Below are 21,577 nucleotides of genomic sequence, written 5' to 3'. Positions count from 1 at the left end.
GGCATCTCGCGGAGGGGGAGGGGAGGGACGGGTCAGCCGAGGATGCGGCGGACGGCCTCGCGGACGACGGCGTCGTCGGCGGGCTCCTCGTCGAGGGCGCGGTGGATGGTCAGGCCCTCCATCAGGGCGTCGAGCATGCGGGCGGTCATCGGGTCGACGTGGCGCTCGAGGGCGGCGCGGGAGCGGGCCATCCAGGTGTGCGTGATGCTGCGGTACTCCGGACGTCGGGCGGCGAGGGTGTAGAGCTCGTGGGTGATCACGAGCTCGCGGCGGCTGCCGAAGATGTCGTGCAGGACGACGTCGACGACGGCCTCGCGCGCCTCGTCGGGGGTGCGGGCGTCGGTCATCCGCCGCAGGGTCTGCTCGGCGACGGAGTCGGCGAAGCGGGTGAACGCCTCGTGCAGCAGCTCGTCCATCCCGGCGAAGTGGTAGCTCATCGAGCCGAGCGGCACGTCGGCGGCGGCGGCCACGCGGCGGTGCGAGGTGCCGGCGACCCCCTCCTCCGCGATGACGTCGAGGCAGGCGTCGATGATGCGGTCGCGCCGGTGCGGGTCGGTGCGGCGTGGTGCGCGCGGGACGGGCGCGCTCTCAGCGGTCTCGGTCACTCGGTGACGCTCCGGATCACGCGTGCCGGAGTGCCGACGGCGACGACGCCGGCCGGGATGTCGCGGGTGACGACGGCACCCGCTCCGATCACGCTGTCGTCGCCGATGCTCACCCCGGGACAGACGATCACGCCGCCGCCGAGCCAGACGTTGTCGCCGATCGTGATCGGCCGCGCGGCCTCGAGCTTGTCGCGGCGCGGACCGGGCTCCACCGGGTGCGTCGGCGTGAGCAGCTGGACGTTCGGGCCGATCTGGCAGTCGGCGCCGATGGTGATCGCCGCGACGTCGAGCGCGGTCAGGTGGTAGTTGACGAAGGTGCGCGGGCCGATCGTGATGTTCTCGCCGTAGTCGACGAACAGCGGCGGCTTCACGAACGCGCCCTCGCCGAGGGAGCCGAGCAGCTCCTCGAGCAGCGGGCGGGCGGCCGCCTCGTCGGCGAGAGCGGCGCGGTGGTAGGCGTCGGCGAGTCGCGCGGCGCGCTGCGCGAGGCGCGTGCTCTCCGGGTCGTCGGCGATGTAGAGGTCGCCGGCGAGCATCCGCTCGCGGTTGCTGCGCTCGTCGCCGGCGAAGTGGTCGGCGGCGAAATGCTCGTCGGCGACATGCTCGGCGGCGACGTGGTCGGTGCTGTCCATGTGCACGATCGTACACACTGCGTGTACGGTCGTACGCATGTCCACCGCCCTCGCGCCGCCGTCCACCGAGTCGCGCCGCGCCCGCACCGCCGTCGCCGCGCTCTTCCTCACCAACGGCGCGCTCTTCGCCAACCTCGTCCCGCGCTTCCCCGAGATCAAGGCCGACCTGGCGCTCGACAACGCGGCCTACGGGGTCGCGATCGCCGCGTTCCCGGCCGGCGCGGTCGTCGCCGGGCTCGCCGCGGCCGTCGTGATCCGGCGGCTCGGCAGCGGCCGCGCCGCGGTGCTCGGCACGATCCTCACCGCGATCGGGACGGTGCTGGCCGGCTTCTCGCCGTCGCTGCTGGTCTTCGCCGGGGCTCTCGCCTTCGCCGGCGCGACCGATGCGATCACCGACGTCGCGCAGAACAGCCACGGTCTGCGGGTACAGCGCCGCTACGGGCGCTCGATCATCAACTCCTTCCACGCGATCTGGTCGATCGGCGCGGTCCTCGGCGGCTCGATGGCGGCCGGGGCGATCGCGCTCGGCCTGCCCCGCGCCGTGCACCTGAGCATCTCGGGGGTGCTCTTCGCGGTGGTCGCGCTGACCGCGCTGCGCTTCCTCCTGCGGGGTCGCGACGACGAGACCGCGGCCGAGCCGGGGGCCGCGCGGGTCGTGCGGGCTCGCGTCCGCCCGCGGGTGGTGCTGCTGCTCGCGGCCATGGTCGCGGTGGCGATCGCGGGCACCCTCGTCGAGGACGCGGCGTCGACCTGGGCCGCCGTCTACCTGGGCGGCTCGCTCGGGGCGACCGCGGCGGTGGCGGCGTACGGCTTCGTCGCGCTGGTCGGCGCGCAGTTCGTCGGGCGCATCCTCGGCGACCGGCTGGTCGACCGCTTCGGCCAGCGCACCGTGCTGCGGATCGGCGGGGCGATCGCGGCGCTCGGGATGGGGGCGGCGCTGGCGTTCCCGTCCGTTCCGGGCACGATCGCCGGATTCGCGGCCGCCGGCTTCGGGCTCGCGACGACGGTCCCCGCGGCGATGCACGAGGCCGACGAGATCCGGGGGCTGCGCGCGGGCACCGGAGTCACGATCGTCTCGTGGCTGATGCGGCTCGGCTTCCTGCTCTCGCCGCCGATCGTCGGGCTGGTCGCCGACGGCGCGGGGCTGCGGGTGGGGCTCCTGGTGGTGCCGATCGCGGGGGTCGTGGCGGTGCTGCTCGCCGGGGTCCTCGGTCGGAGCCGCACGGCGGGGGCCGCGTCGTGACCGGGCTCGAGGCAGTGCCCGGCCCGGAGGGTGCGACCGGCCTGGAGGCGGTGCTCTGGGACATGGACGGCACGATCGTCGACTCGGAGCCCGCGTGGGTGCGGGCGCAGGAGGTGCTCGCCGGGCGCTTCGGCCGCGAGTGGACGCGTGCCGACGCGCTCGCGCTGATCGGCAGCACGATGGAGCAGACGGTGCGGGCGCTGCAGGCCGCCGGGGTCGAGCTGCCGGACGCCGAGGTGGAGGCGGCGCTCGAGCGCGACGTGCTCGCGGAGATGCACCGCGGGCTGGTGTGGCGGCCGGGGGCGCGCGAGCTGCTGCGCGACGTGCACCGGGCGGGGGTGCGGCAGGCGATCGTGACCACGTCGTCACGCGTGATGGCGCAGGTCGTCGTCGATGCGCTGGCGGCGGAGGTGCCGCTCGCCGCGCTCGTCACCGGCGACGACGTGTCGCGCGGCAAGCCGGATCCGGAGCCGTACCTGCTGGCGGCCGCGACGCTCGGCGTCGACATCGCGCACTGTGTCGCGATCGAGGACTCGCCGACGGGACTCGCGGCGGCCGTGGCGTCCGGGGCGTGCGCGGTCGGGGTGCCGCACGATGCGGAGCTCGCGCCGGGCGCGGACCGCACGCTCTGGCCGACGCTCGCCGGGCGCGGTGTCGCGGACCTCGAGGCGCTGCTGCGCTGAGGGCGTCGGCGGTGGGGGATCTCGATACGCCCGCGGTGCGGGCTACTCGATCAGCAGGGAGGGCCTGCGCCACGCCCGCGGAGTGCAGGGAGCGCAGCTCTCCCCATCATGCTGGTCGAGTAGCTGCGGAGCGGCGTATCGAGACCCGCCGTGCTCAGCAGTCCCGGTCTGCAGGCCTCCGTGCTGACGTGGGTGGATCTCGATACGCCCGCTGCGCGGGCTACTCGATCAGCATGGAGCGCCCGCGCCCTTGGAGAACAGGGAGCGCCCGCGCCCGTGGAGAACAGGGAGCGCAGCTCGCCTTCCATGCTGGTCGAGTAGCGGGTCGAAGGCCCGCGTATCGAGACCCACCCGGTCCGGGCGCTACGCCGTCAGGGCGACGGCCGTCCAGGAGACCGGGGGCAGCGTCAGCGTCAGCACGCCGTCCGCCAGGTCGGCGTCGACGGGCTTGAGGCCGACGCGGTTCTGGTCGTCCTTGGTGTTCTTCGCGTAGACGTCCTCGTCGAAGAGGGCGACCGCCTCGGCGACGGTGGAGACGCCGAGGCCGTTCACGTCGACCGTGACCTCTAGGGCGTCGGTCGTCGAGCGGTTCACCAGGAACACGGCCGCGCGGCCGTCGTCGAGCGTCGCGACGGAATCGACCAGCGGCGCGTCGCCGTGCCGCGCGGTGGAGTAGGACCCGACCTCGATCCGCGGCTTCAGGACCGAGCCCGACGCGAGGCGCGCGGTGGTGGAGAACGGGAAGAACGTGGTCTGCCGCCAGGCGGCTCCGCCCGGCTCGGTCATGATCGGCGCGATGACGTTGACGAGCTGCGCGAGCGACGCCGAGGTGACCCGGTCGGAGTTCTTCAGCAGCGTGATCATCAGGTTGCCGAGCACGACGGCGTCGGCGACGGAGTAGACGTCCTCGAGCAGGCGCGGCGCGTAGGCCCACTCGCGGGTGCTCTGGTCGCCCTCGGCGTCCGCCTTCTCCTTCTCGGTCCACTCCTGGAGGTACCAGACGTTCCACTCGTCGAAGGAGAGCTTGATGTCCTTGGTCTTGCGGAGCTTGTGCTTGACGTGGTCGACGGTGGCCGCGACGGTCGCGATGAAGTACTCCATCTCGACGGAGGACGCGAGGAAGGAGCCGAGGTCGCCGTCGTACTCCTGGTAGTAGGCGTGGCAGGAGACGTACTCGACGTCGTCGTAGGCGTGCTCGAGGACGACGCGCTCCCATTCGCCGAAGGTCGGCATCGAGGATCCGGACGAGCCGCAGATCACGAGCTCGAGGGACGGGTCGGCGATCTTCAGGGCCTTGGCGGTGCGGGAGGCGAGCTTGCCGTAGTCGTCGGCGTTCATGTGGCCGACCTGCCAGGGGCCGTCCATCTCGTTGCCCAGGCACCACATGCGGATGTCGTGCGGCTCCGGCGACCCGTTCGCGATCCGCTGGTCGGCGAGGAACGTGCCGGCCTTGCCGTTGGCGTACTCGAGGACGTCGAGGGCCTCGAGGACGCCGCGGGTGCCGAGGTTCACGGCGTACATGATCTCGCTGCCGGTCAGCTTCGCCCACTTCGCGAAATCATCCAGGCCCACCTCGTTGGTCTCGAGGGAGTGCCAGGCCAGGTCGCGGCGGCGCGGGCGGTCCTCGCGCGGTCCGACGCCGTCCTCCCAGCGGTAGCCGGAGACGAAGTTCCCGCCGGGGTAGCGGACGGTGGTCGAACCGAGCTCCTTGACCAGCTCGACGACGTCCAGGCGGAAGCCGTCCTCGTTCGCGGTCGGGTGCCCGGGCTCGTAGATCCCGTCGTACACGCAGCGGCCCAGGTGCTCGACGAACGAGCCGAACAGCCGCGGATTCACGGGAGCGACCACCGCGGCCGGATCGAGGAAGACGCGCGCGGCGGCGGCGGCGGCGGGGGAGGAGGTGGCGGAGGAGTCGGTCATTCGGGGCCCTTCCGAGGCGTCGGCGGGCTCCGGCCGGGCCGGACGGGGTGATCGTCGGCGATCGCCGCCCGCTGTTTCTAACGTTGTACCGTCGATGGTGCTGGCGCGAGCCGCGGGTGTCAAGGCCGCTGCTCTCCGCCGCCGCCCAGTCGTCCTGTGCTCCACTGGGCGGGTGCCCGCCTCCGACGACGCCTGCTCCGCCCTCGCCGACCGCGTCGACGCCCTCGCCGCCACCTCGCCCCGCCCCCGCGTCCTGATCGCCGCGGTCGCGCGCGAGGTCGCCGGGATCCGTCCCTGGCCGCTCGGGCTGATCGACCTCGCCTCCGGCGGCAGCAACCGGATCCGCGGCCGCGGCTTCGCCCAGCCCTACGACGACGACACCCGCGGCCAGGCCCGGCACTTCGCCGGGGTGGCCGGCGCGACGCTGCGCCTCGGCGGCCCGATCGCGCACCTCCTGATGCGCACGGCCGGCGGCGATCACCGCGGCACCGCGGACGACCGCCTCACCGGGCGCGCGGTCGAGTGGAGCCGGCTGCTGCGGCGCGGCGAGCTGCCGGTCGCCGAGGCCGGCGACTGGATCCGCCGGGAGATCTGCGCCTGCTGACGCGGCGCGGGCGACCTCGCGCCTCGTGAGCGCCCCCGTTCCTCCCTGCATGCCCCGTCCCTCCTCCCATCGCCGCGCACCCGGGGCCGTCGGCGCCCCGTGCCAGGCTGGTGACGACGAGAGGGGACGCGATGGACGCGCGCGAGCACGAGGTCCGCCGGCGGATGGACGCCCACGAGCTGTACGTCGACGCCGGCGAGGGCCTCGAGGCGCTCGAGGAGGAGCGGATCCGCGGCAAGGAGCTCGCCCACGCCTACAACGCGACCGGCCCCCGCGAGGTCGACGAGCGCCGGCGCCTGCTGCACGAGCTGTTCGAGGCGGTCGGCGAGGGCGCCTGGGTCGAGCCGCCGCTGCACGTCGCCTACGGCAACCGGGTCCGCCTGGGCGCGGACGTCTACGTGAACTTCGGGCTGACGCTGGTCGACGACGTCGAGGTCGTCATCGGCGACCGGGTGATGATCGCGCCGAACGTCACGATCAGCACCACCGGGCACCCCGTGCATCCGGAGCTGCGCCGCGACGGCACGCAGTTCTCGGCGCCCGTCGTGATCGAGGACGACGTCTGGATCGGCGCGGGCGCGATCCTGCTGCCCGGCGTGGTGATCGGCGCGGGCTCCGTGGTGGCGGCGGGCGCGGTCGTCACGGCGAGCGTGCCGCCGATGGTGGTCGCGGGCGGCGTGCCGGCGCGGGTGCTGCGGCCGATCGGCGACGAGGACCGCTCCTGGGAGTGGCGGGCGCCGCGCACGCTCGGCTGATCCCGGGACGCGGGCCGGCCGGCGAGGGCGTCGGACCCGGCCGGTAGGCTCCGCGGGTGACACGCACCCGACTGGTCCTGCTCGACGTCGACGGCACGCTCCTGGACGAGGGGGTCGTCGCGCCGTCGGTGCGCGAGGCGATCACCGGCGCCCGGAGCAACGGCCACCTCGTCCTCGTCGCGACCGGCCGCTCGCGTCCCGAGATCCCGCAGCAGGTCCTCGACCTCGGCTTCGACGGGGTCGTCTCGGCGGCCGGCGGCTTCGTCGAGCTCGACGGCGTCCTGCTCGAGTCGCGGACGATGGCGCCCGAGGACGTCGAGGCGATCGCCGGCTTCTTCGAGGCGCACCGGATCGCTTACTCGCTGCAGTCCTACGACGACGTCTTCACGAGCGGCGGGGTGGGCGGCGGCTACGGCACCGTCCCGACGGAGGGCATCGCCAAGGCGACCTTCTTCGGCGAGGACGGCACCGCCTTCGCCCTCGTCCGCGACGGCCTCGGCGACCGCTTCCACGTGATCACCGGCACGATCCCGTCCCTCGGCGACGCCGGCGGCGAGGTCAGCGTCCGCGGCGTCGACAAGGGCAGTGCGCTGGTGCGCCTGGCCGAGCGCCTCGGCCACCCGCTGGCGGACACGATGGCGATCGGCGACAGCTCGAACGACGTCGAGATGCTGGCCGCGGCGGGCCTGGGCATCGCGATGGGGAACGCCTCCGCCGGGGCCCTCGCCGCCGCCGACGAGGTCACCGCCTCCGTGCGTGAGGACGGCGTCCTGGCGGCGTTCCGACGGCACGGCCTGCTCTGACGCCGTCCGCGCCGCCGCCGCGGATCAGGTGTACCAGCTCGGCTCCGGCACCTCGTTGAGCAGCGTGTAGACGCCGACCTCGCGGCGCTTGTAGGGCAGCGGGTCGTGCAGCGAGTGGGTCCGCAGGTTGCGCCAGTAGAGGTCGAGGCCGACCGAGCTCGAGGAGGCCCGGGCGCCGGTCAGCTCGAAGACGCGGGTGGCGGCGGCCAGGCCGTCCTCGACGATGCGCGCCTTCGCGGCCGCGATCCGCACGGCGATCTCGCCGCGGCGGCGCGGGGTCAGCTCCTCGCGCGGCGCGTGCAGCGCGGCCGAGAGGGCGGCGCCAGTCGCGTCGATCAGCGCCTCGTCGGCCCAGAGGCGCGACTGCAGGTCGCCGTAGCCCTCGAGGATGTACCACTCCTCGCTCGCGCGGGCCTTGTCGTCGCCGCCGTACGGCCACGCCCGCGTCGACTCGCGGGTGTACTGCGCCGCCCGCTCGAGTGCGCCCTGCGCGATGCCGAGGTAGAACTCGGCGAACACCTGCTGGATCGTCGGCACGTTGAGGGTGTTGTAGACCAGCGGCTGGAACACCCGGTCGACGAAGCCCGCCGCCGCGGCCCACGGCACCCGCACGCCGCGGATCTCGACCGAGCCCGACTCGGTGAGGCGCTGCCCGAGGCTGTTCCAGTCGCGGCCGAAGACGATGCCGTCCTGCGCGGTCGGCACGATCGCGAAGACGTGGGTGTCCGTCCCCTCGAGGACGCCCTCGAGCACGGTCAGGTCGCTGACGACTCCGCCGGTCGAGAACGACTTCCGGCCGGTGAAGACCAGCTCGTCGCCCTCCTCGCGGACCGTGAGATCGGAGTCGCGCGGGTTCACCGCGCCGCCGTAGAGCAGGTTCCCCTCGGTCGCCTGCTGCTCGACGGCTGCGATCTGCTCGGGCGTGCCGACCAGCCGGGCCGCCCAGGCCCAGAGGTAGTGGTAGCCGAGCAGCTGGCCGATCGAGCCGTCGGCGCGAGCGATCGTGCGGATCACGCGGAGGGCGACGCTCCACTCCTGGCCGCCGCCGCCGTGCTCGAGCGGGCCGAGCAGGGTGACCAGGCCCGCGCTCTTCAGCAGGGCGACCTCGGCGACAGGCGCGGCGCCGGCGCGGTCGCGCTCGAGCGCGTCGACGGCGAGGACCGCGGCGGTCTCCTCGGCGCGGGCGAGCCACTCACCAGGAGTGGCGGGGCGCGAGGAGCGGGCCCAGCGATCGGTCGGGGGCGGGCTGTCGAGCGGGAGTCGGCTGTCGAGCTTCGGGGTCGAGACGGTGCTGCTCACGGTGGTTCCTTCCGGTGCGGGCGATCGCCGCGGAGGCGGCGATCGCGGGGTGCTGCGGCGACTGTGGCAGCCGCGGCGGGTGCCCTCCCGGATTGCGACGACCCGTGACCGCGTGTGACTCCGCGCGACGCGACCCGGGCGACTCCTCGCGACGCAGGTACTCCGCAGTGACTTTGACAATCGTTATCAATAGTCGCTACCGTGTCAGCATCCCGACCGCCCCGCTCCAGACCCAGATCGGCTCACCCGTGAAGACCCGCTCCCTCGCCCTCGTCGCGCTGCTCGGCAGCACCGCGCTCGCCCTCTCGGCCTGCTCCGGCACGGCCTCCTCGACCGGCGCCTCCGCCGACAGGGGGAGGGTCGCCGTCGTCGCGTCGACCGACGTCTACGGCGACCTGGTCCGCAGCATCGGCGGCGATCTGGTCGACGTCACGAGCATCATCGACAGCCCGGACAAGGACCCGCACGAGTACGAGGCGACGGCCCGCGACCAGCTCGCCCTCTCGAACGCGGCGCTCGTGATCGAGAACGGCGGCGGCTACGACTCCTTCGTCGACACCATGATCGACGCCTCCGGCTCGACCGCCCCCGTGATCACCGCCACCGTCGTCGCCGGGCTCGAGGAGGAGCACGACCACGAGGACGAGGGCGCCGACGCCGATCACGACGAGGCCGGCCACGAGCACGCCGAGTACAACGAGCACGTCTGGTACGACCTGTCCGCCGTCCGGGAGACGGTCGCGTCGATCGCCGACGAGCTGTCCACGATCGACGCGGACAACGCCGCGACCTACGCCGCGAACGCCGAGACCCTCGGCGGCTCCCTCGACGCCCTGATCGACCGCGAGGCGGAGCTGAAGGGCACGCTCGGCGGCCGCTCGATCGCCATCACCGAGCCCGTCCCGCTCTACCTGACCGATGCGCTCGGGCTCGTCAACGCGACTCCGGAGGCGTTCAGCGAGGCGGTCGAGGAGGGCACCGACGTCCCCGCGACCACTCTGCAGGAGACGCTCGCCCTCTTCTCCGACGGCACCGTCGACGCGCTCGTCTTCAACGAGCAGACCGAGAGCTCGCAGACCCAGGCCGTGCTCGACGCGGCGGAGTCGGCCGGCGTCCCGACCGTCGGCGTCACCGAGACGCTGCCCGAGGGCGACGATTACGTCGGCTGGATGACCGCCAACCTCGACGCCCTCGAGGGAGCCCTCTCGTCGTGACACCACCCTCCTCGACCCCGTCCGGTCCGTCGTCAGCGCCCGCCTCCTCGGAGGCGGGCCTTTCGGCGTCCGTGCTGCAGCTGCGCGGCGCCGGTCTGCGCTTCGGCGACCGCGAGCTCTGGGGCGGCGTCGACCTCGACGTGCGGGCCGGCGAGTTCGTCGCGGTGCTCGGCGCCAACGGCTCCGGCAAGACCAGCCTCCTCCGCGCGGTCCTCGGCCAGCAGCCGCTCAGCAGCGGCGAGCTGCGCGTCCTCGGCGAGCCGGTGCACCGCGGCAACCGCCGCATCGGCTACATCCCGCAGCAGAAGCTCGCCGACGAGGGGACCCCGCTGCGCGCCCGCGACCTGATCGGCCTCGGCATCGACGGCCACCGCTTCGGCCTGCCGCTGCCCTCGCGCTCGCGTCGCGCGCAGGTCGACGCCCTGCTCGCCGCCGTCGGCGCCACCGACTACGCCGATGCGCCGATCGGCAGCCTCTCCGGCGGCGAGCAGCAGCGCGTCCGGGTCGGCCAGGCCCTCGCCGGCGACCCGGCCCTGCTGCTCTGCGACGAGCCGCTGATCGCCCTCGACCTCGCGCACCAGCGCGCGGTCAGCGAGCTGATCGATCGGCACCGGCGCGAGCGGAACCTCGGCGTCCTCTTCGTCACCCACGACGTGAATCCCGTGCTCGGGATGGTCGACCGGGTGCTCTACCTGGCCGGCGGCCGCTTCCGGATCGGCACCCCCGACGAGGTGCTGCGCTCCGAGGTGCTCAGCGAGCTCTACGACGCGCCGGTCGACGTGATCCGCGCGCGCGGCCGCGTCATCGTGGTCGGCGCCCCCGACCACTCGCACGTGCACGAGCACGAGGAGGAGCGCGCATGACCGACGACGTCTGGTCGCAGATCTTCGACTTCTCCGACTACGGCGCGCTGCTCGCGCTGCTGCTGAACTCCGTGATCGCGGGCGCCGTCCTCGGCGTCGTCGGCGGGCTGATCGGCGTCTTCGTGATGTCGCGGGACATGGCCTTCGCCGTGCACGGGATCAGCGAGCTGTCCTTCGCAGGCGCCTCGGCCGGGCTGCTGCTCGGCGTCGGCGTGGTGCAGGGCTCGATCGTCGGCTCGCTGGTCGCGGCGCTGCTGATCGGGCTGCTCGGCTCGCGAGCGCGCGACCGCAACTCGATCATCGCCGTGCTGATGCCGTTCGGCCTCGGCCTCGGGATCCTCTGCCTCGCGCTGTACCCGGGGCGGAGCGCGAACAAGTTCGGCCTGCTCACCGGGCAGATCGTCGCGGTCGACGACCCGCAGCTGGGCTGGCTGATCGCCATCTCGATCGTCGTCGTGATCGGGCTCGCGCTGATCTGGCGCCCGCTGACCTTCGCGAGCGTCGACGCCGACGTGGCGGCCGCGCGCGGCATCCCGACCCGGGCGCTCTCGATCGTGTTCATGCTGCTGCTCGGCCTCGCCGTGGCGGTGTCGGTGCAGATCGTCGGCTCGCTGCTGGTGCTCGCGATCCTGGTCACCCCCGCGGCCGCGGCGCTGCGGATCTCCGCGTCGCCGGTGCTCGTGCCGCTGCTCAGCGTGCTCTTCGCCGTCGGCGCGCTGGTCGGCGGCATCCTGCTCGCGCTCGGCGGCTCCGTCCCGATCAGCCCCTACGTGACCACGATCTCGTTCACGATCTACGTCGTCTGCCGGATCATCGGCCGCAAGGGCGTGCGGCGGCCCTCGCGCCGGCGCTCGCCGGCCGCGGTCGGGGCGGGGGTATAGCGTGGCGCGGGTCGTGAAACGGGAAGGCGGACCGGTGGTCAAGCGGAACACGTGGCAGCGCGAGGCCGTGCGCGAGGCGCTCACTCAGCGCGAGGACTTCGTCAGCGCCCAGGGGCTGCACAGCGCGCTGCACGCCTCCGGCTCGCCGATCGGCCTGGCGACGGTCTACCGCGCCCTGTCCGACCTCGCGGTCGAGGGTGAGGCCGACTCGCTGCAGTCGCCGGACGGCGAGAGCCTCTACCGCGCCTGCACCCCGGGCACCCACCACCACCACCTCATCTGCCGGCGCTGCGGGCTGACCGTCGAGATCGCCGCGGACGCGGTAGAGACCTGGGCGCACAGCGTCGCGGCGCAGAACGGCTTCACCGACGCGCACCACGTCGTGGACGTCTTCGGGCTGTGCGCGGAATGCACGCGGGCGGTCGCGGCGGCGGAGTGACGGCGCGGCGTCGCGGTTCGCGGGCTCGGGCTCCCGGTCTCCGGTCGCCAGGGCTCGGGCCGGCGCGGCTCAGGCCGGCAGGAAGATCCCGGCCGCCCGGTCCTTGACGACGGCGCCGGCCGGCAGCACCCGTCCGCTCATCGCGAGGTAGACGCCCGGCGGCAGCAGCTGCACCGCCGCGACGGCCGCGCCGAGGTTGAAGGCGGCGTCGCTGTCGCGCATCCGAGCGGGCTGCATCGCGCCGGTCAGCACGACGACCCGGTCGCGGACGGCGCCGAGCGCCTCGGCCGTCAGGGTCATCGTGTCGGTGCCGTGGGTGAGGACGATCCGGTCCTCCTCCGCCGAGAGCACCCGCTCCCGGATCAGCGCGCGGTCGGCGTCGTCGAGGTCGAGGCTGTCCTTCCGCAGGACCTCCTCGACGCGGAACTCGAGCGTCGACAGCACGGGCTCGAGCAGGCGCGGGATCGTCGGCGCCCCGATCTCGAGCTCGCCCGCGAGCGAGTACTCCTTGTCGATGGTTCCGCCGGTGGTGAGGACGAGGATGCGGTCTGACACCCGATCAGACTAGGCCGGGCCTCCGACACGGCACATCCGTGCGGTTCGGGCGCTGCCGGGCACTCCGGCCCGCTCGATCGGGAACGATGGGGGGATGGCCTCCTCCACTCCGTCCCTGATCCGCACCGGCGCCAAGGTCCTCCTCGGCTCCGCCCTCGTCTTCGCCGGCGTCAGCCACCTGACCCGCGCGCGCGAGGAGTTCCAGGCGCAGGTGCCGGAGTGGGTGCCGCTGGACAAGGACACGGTCGTGCTCGCGTCCGGCGTCGTCGAGATCGGCCTCGGCGCCTCGCTGGTGCTCGCGCGCCGCCGGGCGCCGCTGGTGGGCGCGGCCGCCGCCGCGTTCTTCACCGCGATCTTCCCTGGCAACGTCTCGCAGTACGTCACGAAGACCAGCGCGTTCGGCCTCGACACCGACCGCAAGCGCGCGGTCCGGCTGGTCTTCCAGCCGCTGCTGGTGGCCTGGGCGCTCTGGTCGACGCGCCGTCCGCAGCGCTGAACGGCGCTGATCCCGCAGAACATCGGCTGAGAGCACGTCTCATCGCCGATCGCCGATGACGCGGCCTCTCAGCTGATGTTCTGCTCGCCGTCCGGCTCCAGCAGCGGCGCCAGCAGCTCCTCGATCGCTCGCCGGGCCCCGTCCGCGTCGCCCGCGGCGATCGACTCGACCAGCAGCGCGTGCTCGCGGGCGTGCCGGTCCTCCTCGCCCACGACGTCGTCCTGCAGCACCGTCTCGAAGAGGCCCGTCAGCCCGTCGTAGAGCTCGAGGAAGAGTGCGTTGTGGGTGGAGGCGACGACGGCGCGGTGCAGCGCGGTGTCGGTCGCAGTCCGCTCGGCGAGGTCGTGTCCCTCCCAGGAGCGGGTGCGCGCCGCCAGCAGCGCCCGAAGCGTCTCGACGTCCTCGGCCGTCCGCCGCTCGGCGGCGAGGGCCGCGGTCGCCCCGTCGATCGCGAAGCGCAGCTCCAGGCCGTCGCGCCGCTCGGCGCTGGGCAGCCGTCTCCGGAGCGACGTGGTGAGCTGCGAGCGCGCGATCACGAAGGTGCCGCGCCCCTGCTCCCGCCGCACCAGCCCCGACTGCACGAGCGTCTGCACCGCCTCGCGCACGGAGTTCCGCCCGGCGCCGCTCCAGCGCACCAGCTCCGGCTCCGTCGGGATCCGCGTGCCGACGGCCCACCGGCCGGAGCGGATCTCCTCGTGGAAGAGCGCCGTGACGTGATCGATGACGCTCTCGCGGCGGAACGGCTCCGGTTCGCGGAGGTCGACCGATCGAGGCTCCGGCGCGCTAGGCTCGGCTGAATTCATCCCATCATCCTACCCAGGGCAGGCCGCCATGACGTCCACCGTCGTCACCCCGCAGAGGACCGCGCTCCTCGCACTCGCCGCGATCGTGATGACGGCGCTCAACCTCCGGACGGCCGTCACCGGCTTCAGCCCGCTGCTCGAGACGATCGGCGCCGACCTCGGCTTCGGCCCCTCGCTCTACGGCGCGTTCGGCACGATCGTCACCGCCTCCTTCGCCGTCTTCGGCGTGGTCGCCGCCGCGGCCGCCCGCCGCTTCGGCCTCGAGCGCACCCTCGCCGTCGCGACGCTGGTGACCACCGCGGGCCTGCTGCTCCGTGCGCTGAGCCCGAGCCCGCTCGCGCTGGTGCTCTCCTCTGTCGTCGCCTTCGCCGGAGTGGGAACCTCGAACGTCCTGATCGTGCCGATCGTGAAGCGCTACTTCGCCGACCGGCTGAAGACGATCAGCTCGCTCTACCTCGCGCTGCTGCAGACCGGCCAGTTCGTCGCCCCGCTGGTCGCCGTCCCGCTCGCCTCGGCCCTCGACTGGCGCTTCGCCGTCGGCGTCTGGGCGGCGCTGACCGCCGTCGCCTGCCTGCTCTGGGCGGCGCTCGCCCGGCGCGGGGAGGCCGGCGCTGCCGCGGCCGCCGCGCCCACCCGCCTCGCCGGAGCCTGGCGCACCCGCCTGCTCTGGGCGATGGTGCTGATGCTCGGGATGACCGCGCTGAACACCTACGCGATCATCACCTGGCTGCCGACGATCCTCGTCGACGCGGGCGCGGACCCGGCCCAGGGCGGGGCGCTGCTCGCCCTCTTCTCGATCTTCGGCCTCGGAGCGGCCTTCGTCGTCCCGCCGCTGACCCTCGGGATGCGGAACCCCTCGATCGTGGTCGTCGTCTGCGTCGCGCTGCTCGCCGTCGGCTACGTCGGCCTGCTGGTCGCGCCGCTGGCCGGCGCCGTGGCCTGGGTGGTCTGCCTCGGCCTGGGTGTCAGCACCTTCCCGATGACGCTGACCCTCGTCAACGCCAGGACCCGCAGCACGGCCGGCTCCTCGGTGCTCTCCGGGGCGACGCAGGGCCTCGGCTACGCGCTCGCCTGCGCCGGGCCGTTGCTGATCGGCCTGCTCTACGAGGCGCAGGGGAGCTGGACCGGCTCGTACGTCCTGCTGCTGGCGAGCCTCGTGGTGCTGCTGCTCAGCGGACTCGCTGCGAGCCGGCCGCGCTTCCTCGAGGACGAGGCCGCGGCGCGCTGACCTCCGCCGGCTCCACCTCCGCCGGCTCCACCTCCACCAGCGCCAGCGCCGCGATCACCCGGCTCAGCCCGAAGCGCCAGGCGCTCTCGACGTCGCCGCCGAGGGTGAACGCCCCGTTGATCTCCATCCCGATGAAGCCGGTGCTCCAGGCGGTGAGGGTGCGCGCGGCCTCGAGCGCGTGCTCCTGGCCCGCGAGCCCGGCGGCGACGCGGAGGACGGAGGCGCTCGCCGCGTCGCGGAACTCCTGCCGGGCCACCGGCGTCCCGGGTGCCGGCGCCATCACCAGGAGGAAGGCGGCGGGCCGCTCGCGGCCGAACGCGCGGAAGGCGCCGGCGAGCTCGGCGGCGTCCTCGATCGGCTCGACGCGCGCGGCGAGCTCGCCCAGCGTCGCCTCGGCGACCAGGCGCAGCAGGGGGTCGCGGCCCTCGACCCGCTTGTAGAGGGAGGGGGCGCGCACGCCGACGCGCTGCGCGACGGCCTGCATCGTCACGCCGGCGAGCCCCTCCTCCTCCAGGATCTCGGCGGCGGCGCGGACGATCGCGTCGAGGGAGGTGCGCTCGGGGGTGGGCATGCCTCCACTATAGCTATTGACAGTAGCCATGATGGCTAGCTACCGTAGCCATCATGGAACTCGCCCCCCACCTCCGCCGCATCGGCTCGGACATCGTCGCCGCCTACCTCGTCCACACGCCCGAGGGCGTGACCCTCATCGACGCCGGCCTGCCCCGGCTCTGGCCCGAGCTGCTCGCGGAGCTGAAGGCGATCGGCCGCTCCGTCGACGACATCAAGGGGGTCGTGCTCACCCACGGCGACTCCGACCACATCGGCTTCGCCGAGCGGCTCCGGCGCGAGCACGGCGTGCCCGTCTTCGTGCACGAGGCCGACGCCGAGCGCGCGAAGGGCGGGAAGAAGCCCGCGAACGGGAAGCAGTCGATGAAGATCGGCGCTCTCGTCGGCTTCCTCGGCTACTTCCTGCGGAAGGGCGGCGCGCGCGTGCCCCCGCTGACCGAGGTCGTGACGGTGCGGGACGGCGAGACGCTCGACCTCCCGGGTGCTCCGCGGATCATCGGGCTGCCCGGCCACTCCGCCGGCAGCATCGCGGTGCACGTGCCGATCGCCGACGCCGTGTTCGTCGGCGACGGCCTCACGACGCGCCACGTGCTGACCGGTGCGACCGGCCCGGCTCCTGCGCCCTTCACCGACGAGCCGGAGCAGGCGCTCGCCTCGCTGCAGCGCCTGCTGCCCACCGGCGCCACCTGGGTGCTGCCCGGCCACGGCGCGCCGTGGGGCGGGGGAGTGGCGGCCGCGGTCGCGGCGGCGACCCGCGCCTAGGCGGAGCGCGCGGGGGAGTCCTGCGCCTCCTGCGGCTCCTGCGCCTCGCGGTCGAAGCGGCTCCGGCTGAAGACCTGGTCCGCGGTGGTGAGCGCGAGGCCGATGACGCCGGCGAGCTCGCCGAGGTCGGAGGTGTGGATGGTGAGGGAGCGCGTCGCCAGCGGGTGCGTGCGCAGGTAGACGCGCTCGCGCAGGCCCGACATCAGCACCTCGCCGCAGTCGCCGAGCTGGCCGGACACGACGATGGTGCGCGGGTTGAGGATGTTGACGAGGTCGGCGACCGCCTCGCCGAGGACCCGTCCGGCCCGGTGCACCGCCTGGGTCGCCCGCATGTCGCCGCGGAGGACGCGCGCGGTCACGTCGGCGACGTGGGTGATCGACGGGTCGTGCACCGAGAGGTCGCGCACGAGCGCCCAGCCGCTCGCGTAGGCCTCCACGCAGCCGGAGTTGCCGCACCGGCAGGGCAGCGGGTCGTCGTCGACGGTGTCGGCGACCGCGCGGGTGTGGCCGATGTCCCCGGCCGCGCCGACGGCGCCGCGGATCGTCGCGCCGTTGAAGACGAGACCCGCCCCGATGCCGGTGCCGAGCTTGAGGCTGATCAGATTGTCGGAGCCGTGGTGCCGGGACTCGGCCAGCGCACGCGCGTTCGCGTCGTTCTCGATGACGACCTGGACCCCGCCGTAGGGCTGGGCGAAGAAGCCGGCGATGTCGAAGTCGTCCCAGCCGGTCATGATCGGCGGGTTGCGCACCCGCCCGGCGGCGAACTCCACCGGCCCGGGGACCCCGATGCCGATGCCGGCGACCGCGTCGCCGAGGCGGAGGCGCTCGAAGGCCTCGAGGACCTGCGCGAGGACCTTCTCGGGCCCCTCCCACACGTCGATGACCGCGCTCTCGTGCCGCAGCGGCGTCCCGCGCAGGTCGCACGCGGCGACGACGAAGCCGCTCGCGCCGATGTCGGCGGTGAGGAGGACGGTGCCGCGCAGATTCACCGCGAACATGCTCGAGGGCCGACCGCCCGTCGACTCCCCGCCCGAGGTCGGGACGATCAGGCCGAGCTCGACGAGGGTGGCGAGACGCTGGTTGACGGTCGACCGAGAGAGGCCGGTCTGCTCCATCACCGCGTTGCGCGAGATCTCGCCCTGCTCGCGGAACAGGGCGAGGACGTCCGCCACGTGCGATCCCGTCTCACCGGTCGGATATGCCGTCATCCCGCCCCCATCGTCAGGGTCAGCGTACATCGCCGTCGATGGAAAGCAGGAAGTCGGCCGACTTTCGTGTTGCGGTCAAGCGAAAGGGGCGCTAGTTTTCACACATCGGCACGCAGTGGTGCCCTGATCTTCAAGGATGACGATGTCTTCAAAGATGAACCGCTCGACGGCCGCCCGCCGACTCCTCCCCGTCCTCGCACCGGTCGGCGCCCTCGCTCTCCTGCTCACCGGCTGCGCCTCCTCCGGCACCGGGGACGCCGCCTCCGGCGGCGGCTCGGCCAAGGTCGCCGCAGTGATCAAGGGCCTCGACAACCCCTTCTTCCAGGCGATGGAGAACGGGATCGAGGCCACCGCGAAGGACGACGGCGTGGACGTCTCGGTCCAGGCCGCCGCCGACATCGGCGACACCACCGGTCAGGCGGACAAGCTGACCACGGTGGCCGGCCAGGACTTCGGCTGCATCATCGTCAACCCGATCAGCGGCACCAACCTCGTGCAGGCCCTCGCCTCGGCGACCGGCAAGACGATCGTCAACATCGACAGCCCGCTCGACCCGGACGCCGTGAAGGCGGCGAACCTCGACGTCACCACCTACATCGGCACCGACAACGAGGCCGCGGGCGGCAAGGCCGGCGACCTCCTCGTCGACCAGCTGCCGGCCGGCTCGAAGGTCGCCGTCATCGGCGGCATCTCCGGCGACGTCACCAGCGCCGCCCGCGTCGACGGCTTCACCGCCGCCATCGGCTCGGACCTCACCGTCGTGCAGGAGGCCGCCGCCGACTGGAAGCGCGAGATCGCGCTGACCAAGGCGACCGACATCCTCGCCGCGAACCCCGACGTCACGGCGTTCTTCGCCGCGAACGACGACATGGGCCTCGGCATCGTCAAGGCCGTGGAGAACGCGGGCCTCACCGGCACCGTGAAGGTCGTCAGCGTCGACGGGAACGAGGACGCCCTGCAGTCCGTGAAGGACGGCGGGCTGACCGCGACCGTGGCGCAGTACCCCTACGCGATCGGCCAGCTCGGCGTGCAGGCGTGCGAGGCGGTGCAGGGCGGCGAGAGCATCCCCGCCGAGATCGAGTCGCCCACCGCGCTCGTCACCTCCGACACCGCCGACCAGGCGCTCGCGGCCTTCCCCGCCCCGTTCGAGGAGTTCGACAACCCGCTGGCCGACCTCGTCCCCAGCGACTAGCCCGACGCCACCCAGCCCGACGCCACCCAGCCCGACGCCACCCGGCCCGACGCGCCCTCCGCGACCCAGGAAGCGACCATGACCACAGTCCCCGCCCGTTCCCCCAGCCCGATCAGCGCCGCGCCGCTGCTCGCGAACCTCCGCCAGCTCAGCTTCTGGGCCGAGAACGCCGCTCCCATCGGGCTCGTCGCCCTGGTGATCGTGTTCTCGATCGCGACGCCGACCTTCCTCAGCCTCGGCAACATCAAGGCGATGCTCGTCGCGGCGGCGATCCTGGTGATCCTGTCGATCGGCCAGTCGTTCGTCATCACGACAGGCGGCATCGACCTGTCGATCTCGGCGACGATGACGGTCGGCGCGGTCGGCTTCGGCCTCGCCTGGAGCGGGGGCTGGGGCTTCTGGCTCTCGGCGCTGGCGGCCCTGCTCTTCGCCGGCGTGATCGGCGTGATCAACGGCCTCCTCATCGCCCGTGGCAAGGTCACCGACTTCATCGCGACCCTCGGCACGCTGTCGGTGGCGACGGGACTCGCGCTCATCGCCTCCGACGGCAAGCCGATCACCGTCGGCAGCCCCGAGCTGCTGACGCTGACCACCGGCTCGATCGGGATCATCGGCTACCCGATCATCCTCGCCGCGGTCATCGGAGTCGTGGCCTGGGTGGTCATGTTCCGCACCCGCTTCGGCCTGCACGTGCAGGCGGTCGGCGGCAACGAGGAGAGCGCTGTCGCGAACGGCATCAAGGCCGGCCGGGTGCGCATCGCGGTGTACATCATCGCGGCGGTCCTCGCCGGCATCGGCTCGCTGCTCCTGGTCGCCCGCGTCGGCGCCGCGGAGCCCGCGATCAACACGCAGTACCTGCTCAACTCGATCGCGGCCGTCGTGCTCGGCGGCGTGAGCCTCACCGGAGGCAAGGCCAAGATCGTCGGCCCGATCATCGGTGCGTTCCTGCTCACCGCGCTGACGAACGGCCTGACCCTGCTCGGCGTCTCGCAGTTCTACCAGCCCCTCGCCGTCGGCCTGGTCGTCGTGCTCGCCGCCCTCATCACCCGCTACCAGAAGAAGTGAGCCCCGCCATGACCAGCGACCTCCTGCTCGAGGCGACCGACATCAAGAAGTCCTTCGGCGGCGTCCACGCGCTCAAGGGCGCGTCGATCTCGATGCGCCGCGGCGAGATCACCGCCCTGATCGGCGACAACGGCGCCGGCAAGTCGACGCTCGTCCGCTGCCTCTCCGGCGTGCACCCCGCCGACTCCGGCACCATCGTGCTCGACGGCGACGTCGTCCACTTCACCTCGCCGCTCGGCGCTCGCGACGGCGGAATCGAGACGGTGCACCAGACCCTCGCGCTCGTGGAGGACCTGGCCGTCTGGCAGAACTTCTTCCTCGGCCGCGAGCTCACCAAGGGCGTGCCCGGCCTGCGGTTCCTCGATCGGGCGCAGATGAAGCGGACCGCGCAGGAGCTGCTCGGCGATCTGGCCGTCAACGTCCCGCCGGTGACCAGCAAGGTCCGCCGCCTCTCCGGCGGCCAGCGCCAGGCCGTCGCCATCGCCCGCGCCGCCGGGTGGGGCAGCAAGATCGTGATCATGGACGAGCCGACCGCGGCGCTCGGCGTGCAGGAGACGGCCCGGGTCGAGAAGATCATCCTCAAGCTCCGCGACGCCGGCGTCGCCGTGCTGCTCATCAGCCACAACTTCGACCAGGTCATGCGGCTCAGCGACCAGGTCTGGGTGATGCGCGCGGGTCTGGCGGTCGCCGGGCGCCGCACCGCCGAGACCAGCGGCGACGAGCTCGTCTCGCTGATCACCGGCGCGAAGGCCGCCTGATGCGGCCCTCGCTCGTGCACCGCGGGAGCCCTGCGCGCTCCTCGCCGCTGGGCGTGCACGCCGGCCTGCTGACCGGCGACTGGACCAGGGAGTCGGGCCGGCGCGCGATCGCCGCGGCCGCCGCGATCGGCTTCGACCTGATCGAGATCCCCGCGCCCGGCGACCCCGCCGCCGCCGCGTGGACCGAGGCTCTGCTCGACGAGCACGGGATCGACGCCGTCGTCTCGCTGGCGCTCGATGCCGACTCCGACATCACCGCCGCCGACGCGGCGGTCTCGGCCCGTGGCGAGGAGCGCCTCCTCGACGCCGTGCGCTTCGCGGAGGCGATCGGCGCCCGGTACGTCGGCGGCGTCACGTACTCGGCCATGCGCAAGTACGAGCACGCGGCCGACGCCGCGGCGCGGGAGCGCTCGCTCGCGGTGCTGCGGAGGGTCGCCGCGGCGGCCGCGCCGTCGGGCATCGCGCTCGGAGCGGAGTACGTGAACCGCTACGAGAGCAATCTGCTGAACACGGCGGCGCAGACGGTCGCCTTCCTCGACGAGCTCGGCGCTCCGAACGTGCTGCTGCACCTCGACACCTTCCACGCGCACGTCGAGGAGGTCGACCTGGCGAGCGCGGTCCGGGACGCGGGCGGTGCCCTCGGCTACCTGCACGCCTCCGAGAACCACCGCGGCGAGCTGGGCACCGGCAGCACCGACTGGACCGGACTCGTCGCCGCGCTCACCGCCTCCGGCTACCGCGGCCCGCTCACGCTCGAGAGCTTCTCGCCGCGGATCCAGCCGACCGCGTCCGCCGAGGCGATGGGCCTCTGGCGCGAGCTCTGGCACGACCCGGTCGCCCTCGCGACCTCGGGCCACGCGTTCCTCGCGGGCCTGCTCGACACCTCGCGGTCCGCCGCGGCCTGACGCCGCGACCCGACCCCCCGACCTCTCGATCCCGACCTCTCGATCCCGACCTCTCGATCTCGACCTCTCGACCTCGACCCTTCGACCGAACCAG

General features: G+C 73.3%; 24 protein-coding genes. 16 read left to right on the top strand and 8 right to left on the bottom strand.

From position 1 onward, the window contains the following. Nucleotides 1–32: 32 nt before the first annotated feature. Together EDF43_RS01695 and EDF43_RS01690 are read right to left on the bottom strand one after the other, a co-directional pair. The gene (locus EDF43_RS01695) at nt 33–605 is read right to left on the bottom strand and encodes a TetR family transcriptional regulator (RefSeq protein WP_132435062.1); all 573 of its coding nucleotides are present in this window, start codon (nt 603–605) and stop codon (nt 33–35) included. After that, the gene (locus EDF43_RS01690) at nt 602–1,237 is read right to left on the bottom strand and encodes a sugar O-acetyltransferase (RefSeq protein WP_132435060.1); all 636 of its coding nucleotides are present in this window, start codon (nt 1,235–1,237) and stop codon (nt 602–604) included. The genes EDF43_RS01695 and EDF43_RS01690 overlap by 4 nt, the downstream gene beginning before the upstream one ends. A 37-nt stretch (nt 1,238–1,274) precedes the next feature. Here EDF43_RS01690 and EDF43_RS01685 point away from each other — a divergent pair, with 37 nt between their 5' ends. Next, entirely contained in the window at nt 1,275–2,480 is a 1,206-nt protein-coding gene (locus tag EDF43_RS01685) for an MFS transporter (RefSeq protein ID WP_132435058.1), read from the top strand. After that, nucleotides 2,477–3,163, top strand: coding sequence for an HAD family phosphatase (locus tag EDF43_RS01680; protein ID WP_243646203.1), 687 nt, complete (start codon nt 2,477–2,479; stop codon nt 3,161–3,163). Before EDF43_RS01685 ends, EDF43_RS01680 begins: the two co-directional genes overlap by 4 nt. A 363-nt stretch (nt 3,164–3,526) precedes the next feature. Here the strand turns inward: EDF43_RS01680 and EDF43_RS01675 are convergent, their stop codons facing one another. Next, a complete protein-coding gene (locus EDF43_RS01675) occupies nt 3,527–5,083 on the bottom strand; it encodes an alpha-L-arabinofuranosidase C-terminal domain-containing protein (RefSeq protein ID WP_132435056.1) in 1,557 nt (518 codons plus the stop codon). Between the two features lie 172 nt (nt 5,084–5,255). On the opposite strand from EDF43_RS01675, the gene EDF43_RS01670 reads away from it, so the two are divergent. The 3 genes from EDF43_RS01670 (at nt 5,256) to EDF43_RS01660 (ending at nt 7,245) form a co-directional block, all read left to right on the top strand. Then, on the top strand, nt 5,256–5,687 hold the full coding sequence (locus EDF43_RS01670) for a hypothetical protein (protein WP_132435054.1): 432 nt from the start codon (nt 5,256–5,258) through the stop codon (nt 5,685–5,687). Between the two features lie 131 nt (nt 5,688–5,818). Next, nucleotides 5,819–6,442, top strand: a complete 624-nt coding sequence (locus tag EDF43_RS01665; protein ID WP_123734747.1) for a DapH/DapD/GlmU-related protein — start codon at nt 5,819–5,821, stop codon at nt 6,440–6,442. 56 nt (nt 6,443–6,498) lie between these two features. Then, nucleotides 6,499–7,245, top strand: a complete 747-nt coding sequence (locus tag EDF43_RS01660; protein ID WP_132435052.1) for an HAD family hydrolase — start codon at nt 6,499–6,501, stop codon at nt 7,243–7,245. Nucleotides 7,246–7,269: 24 nt separating this feature from the next. On the opposite strand, the gene EDF43_RS01655 is transcribed toward EDF43_RS01660, so the two are convergent. Then, nucleotides 7,270–8,544: an acyl-CoA dehydrogenase family protein gene (locus EDF43_RS01655; protein WP_132435038.1), complete on the bottom strand. Its 1,275-nt coding sequence runs from the start codon at nt 8,542–8,544 to the stop codon at nt 7,270–7,272. 248 nt (nt 8,545–8,792) lie between these two features. Between EDF43_RS01655 and EDF43_RS01650 the strand changes: the two genes are divergently transcribed. From EDF43_RS01650 to EDF43_RS01635, 4 genes are all read left to right on the top strand, one after another. Beyond that, nucleotides 8,793–9,758 carry a zinc ABC transporter substrate-binding protein gene (locus tag EDF43_RS01650; RefSeq protein WP_207901600.1) on the top strand — a complete coding sequence of 322 codons (966 nt, stop codon included), beginning with the start codon at nt 8,793–8,795 and terminating at the stop codon, nt 9,756–9,758. A 71-nt stretch (nt 9,759–9,829) separates the two neighbouring features. Then, nucleotides 9,830–10,621, top strand: a complete 792-nt coding sequence (locus EDF43_RS01645; protein ID WP_243581136.1) for an ATP-binding cassette domain-containing protein — start codon at nt 9,830–9,832, stop codon at nt 10,619–10,621. Beyond that, nucleotides 10,618–11,502, top strand: a complete 885-nt coding sequence (locus EDF43_RS01640) for a metal ABC transporter permease (protein WP_123701428.1) — start codon at nt 10,618–10,620, stop codon at nt 11,500–11,502. The genes EDF43_RS01645 and EDF43_RS01640 overlap by 4 nt, the downstream gene beginning before the upstream one ends. 34 nt (nt 11,503–11,536) lie before the next feature. Beyond that, nucleotides 11,537–11,941, top strand: a complete 405-nt coding sequence (locus EDF43_RS01635) for a transcriptional repressor (protein ID WP_123734752.1) — start codon at nt 11,537–11,539, stop codon at nt 11,939–11,941. A gap of 69 nt (nt 11,942–12,010) precedes the next feature. Here EDF43_RS01635 and EDF43_RS01630 read toward each other — a convergent pair whose 3' ends face one another. Then, complete coding sequence (locus EDF43_RS01630; protein WP_123444686.1) at nt 12,011–12,496, bottom strand: asparaginase domain-containing protein; 486 nt, start codon at nt 12,494–12,496, stop codon at nt 12,011–12,013. A gap of 94 nt (nt 12,497–12,590) precedes the next feature. Between EDF43_RS01630 and EDF43_RS01625 the strand changes: the two genes are divergently transcribed. Further along, a complete protein-coding gene (locus EDF43_RS01625; RefSeq protein ID WP_123444687.1) occupies nt 12,591–12,992 on the top strand; it encodes a hypothetical protein in 402 nt (133 codons plus the stop codon). Between the two features lie 68 nt (nt 12,993–13,060). Here EDF43_RS01625 and EDF43_RS01620 read toward each other — a convergent pair whose 3' ends face one another. Further along, complete coding sequence (locus EDF43_RS01620) at nt 13,061–13,795, bottom strand: FCD domain-containing protein (RefSeq protein WP_132435036.1); 735 nt, start codon at nt 13,793–13,795, stop codon at nt 13,061–13,063. Nucleotides 13,796–13,823: 28 nt separating this feature from the next. On the opposite strand from EDF43_RS01620, the gene EDF43_RS01615 reads away from it, so the two are divergent. After that, complete coding sequence (locus EDF43_RS01615; RefSeq protein ID WP_132435034.1) at nt 13,824–15,023, top strand: MFS transporter; 1,200 nt, start codon at nt 13,824–13,826, stop codon at nt 15,021–15,023. Here EDF43_RS01615 and EDF43_RS01610 read toward each other — a convergent pair. Next, complete coding sequence (locus tag EDF43_RS01610) at nt 14,965–15,594, bottom strand: TetR/AcrR family transcriptional regulator (protein ID WP_132435032.1); 630 nt, start codon at nt 15,592–15,594, stop codon at nt 14,965–14,967. The genes EDF43_RS01615 and EDF43_RS01610 overlap by 59 nt on opposite strands. A gap of 53 nt (nt 15,595–15,647) precedes the next feature. Here EDF43_RS01610 and EDF43_RS01605 point away from each other — a divergent pair, with 53 nt between their 5' ends. Continuing rightward, nucleotides 15,648–16,355, top strand: coding sequence for an MBL fold metallo-hydrolase (locus tag EDF43_RS01605; protein ID WP_132435030.1), 708 nt, complete (start codon nt 15,648–15,650; stop codon nt 16,353–16,355). Here the strand turns inward: EDF43_RS01605 and EDF43_RS01600 are convergent. After that, a complete protein-coding gene (locus EDF43_RS01600; protein ID WP_165908974.1) occupies nt 16,352–17,563 on the bottom strand; it encodes an ROK family transcriptional regulator in 1,212 nt (403 codons plus the stop codon). The genes EDF43_RS01605 and EDF43_RS01600 overlap by 4 nt on opposite strands. Before the next feature lie 142 nt (nt 17,564–17,705). On the opposite strand from EDF43_RS01600, the gene EDF43_RS01595 reads away from it, so the two are divergent. The 4 genes from EDF43_RS01595 (at nt 17,706) to EDF43_RS01580 (ending at nt 21,483) form a co-directional block, all read left to right on the top strand. Further along, nucleotides 17,706–18,755, top strand: coding sequence for a substrate-binding domain-containing protein (locus EDF43_RS01595; protein WP_207901599.1), 1,050 nt, complete (start codon nt 17,706–17,708; stop codon nt 18,753–18,755). Between the two features lie 78 nt (nt 18,756–18,833). Then, entirely contained in the window at nt 18,834–19,820 is a 987-nt protein-coding gene (locus EDF43_RS01590; RefSeq protein ID WP_123701444.1) for an ABC transporter permease, read from the top strand. An 8-nt stretch (nt 19,821–19,828) separates the two neighbouring features. After that, nucleotides 19,829–20,578: an ATP-binding cassette domain-containing protein gene (locus EDF43_RS01585; protein WP_123701445.1), complete on the top strand. Its 750-nt coding sequence runs from the start codon at nt 19,829–19,831 to the stop codon at nt 20,576–20,578. After that, nucleotides 20,578–21,483 (top strand): sugar phosphate isomerase/epimerase, encoded by a 906-nt coding sequence (locus tag EDF43_RS01580; protein WP_132435028.1) that lies wholly within the window; start codon nt 20,578–20,580, stop codon nt 21,481–21,483. Before EDF43_RS01585 ends, EDF43_RS01580 begins: the two co-directional genes overlap by 1 nt. Nucleotides 21,484–21,577: the final 94 nt, after the last annotated feature.

Source organism: Rathayibacter sp. PhB179 (genome assembly GCF_004345345.1).
Classification (GTDB): Bacteria; Actinomycetota; Actinomycetes; order Actinomycetales; family Microbacteriaceae; genus Rathayibacter; species Rathayibacter festucae.
This window is presented reverse-complemented; position numbering and strand designations above follow the sequence as displayed.

Excerpts from the sequence above, each read along its gene's own strand:
- EDF43_RS01690 (WP_132435060.1), bottom strand. The coding sequence starts at position 1,237 with ATGGACAGCACCGACCACGTCGCCGCCGAGCATGTCGCCGACGAGCAT.
- EDF43_RS01685 (WP_132435058.1), top strand. The coding sequence starts at position 1,275 with ATGTCCACCGCCCTCGCGCCGCCGTCCACCGAGTCGCGCCGCGCCCGC.
- EDF43_RS01675 (WP_132435056.1), bottom strand. The coding sequence starts at position 5,083 with ATGACCGACTCCTCCGCCACCTCCTCCCCCGCCGCCGCCGCCGCCGCG.
- EDF43_RS01665 (WP_123734747.1), top strand. The coding sequence starts at position 5,819 with ATGGACGCGCGCGAGCACGAGGTCCGCCGGCGGATGGACGCCCACGAG.
- EDF43_RS01640 (WP_123701428.1), top strand. The coding sequence starts at position 10,618 with ATGACCGACGACGTCTGGTCGCAGATCTTCGACTTCTCCGACTACGGC.
- EDF43_RS01625 (WP_123444687.1), top strand. The coding sequence starts at position 12,591 with ATGGCCTCCTCCACTCCGTCCCTGATCCGCACCGGCGCCAAGGTCCTC.
- EDF43_RS01620 (WP_132435036.1), bottom strand. The coding sequence starts at position 13,795 with ATGAATTCAGCCGAGCCTAGCGCGCCGGAGCCTCGATCGGTCGACCTC.
- EDF43_RS01615 (WP_132435034.1), top strand. The coding sequence starts at position 13,824 with ATGACGTCCACCGTCGTCACCCCGCAGAGGACCGCGCTCCTCGCACTC.
- EDF43_RS01610 (WP_132435032.1), bottom strand. The coding sequence starts at position 15,594 with ATGCCCACCCCCGAGCGCACCTCCCTCGACGCGATCGTCCGCGCCGCC.
- EDF43_RS01605 (WP_132435030.1), top strand. The coding sequence starts at position 15,648 with ATGGAACTCGCCCCCCACCTCCGCCGCATCGGCTCGGACATCGTCGCC.
- EDF43_RS01600 (WP_165908974.1), bottom strand. The coding sequence starts at position 17,563 with ATGACGGCATATCCGACCGGTGAGACGGGATCGCACGTGGCGGACGTC.
- EDF43_RS01595 (WP_207901599.1), top strand. The coding sequence starts at position 17,706 with ATGTCTTCAAAGATGAACCGCTCGACGGCCGCCCGCCGACTCCTCCCC.
- EDF43_RS01590 (WP_123701444.1), top strand. The coding sequence starts at position 18,834 with ATGACCACAGTCCCCGCCCGTTCCCCCAGCCCGATCAGCGCCGCGCCG.
- EDF43_RS01585 (WP_123701445.1), top strand. The coding sequence starts at position 19,829 with ATGACCAGCGACCTCCTGCTCGAGGCGACCGACATCAAGAAGTCCTTC.
- EDF43_RS01580 (WP_132435028.1), top strand. The coding sequence starts at position 20,578 with ATGCGGCCCTCGCTCGTGCACCGCGGGAGCCCTGCGCGCTCCTCGCCG.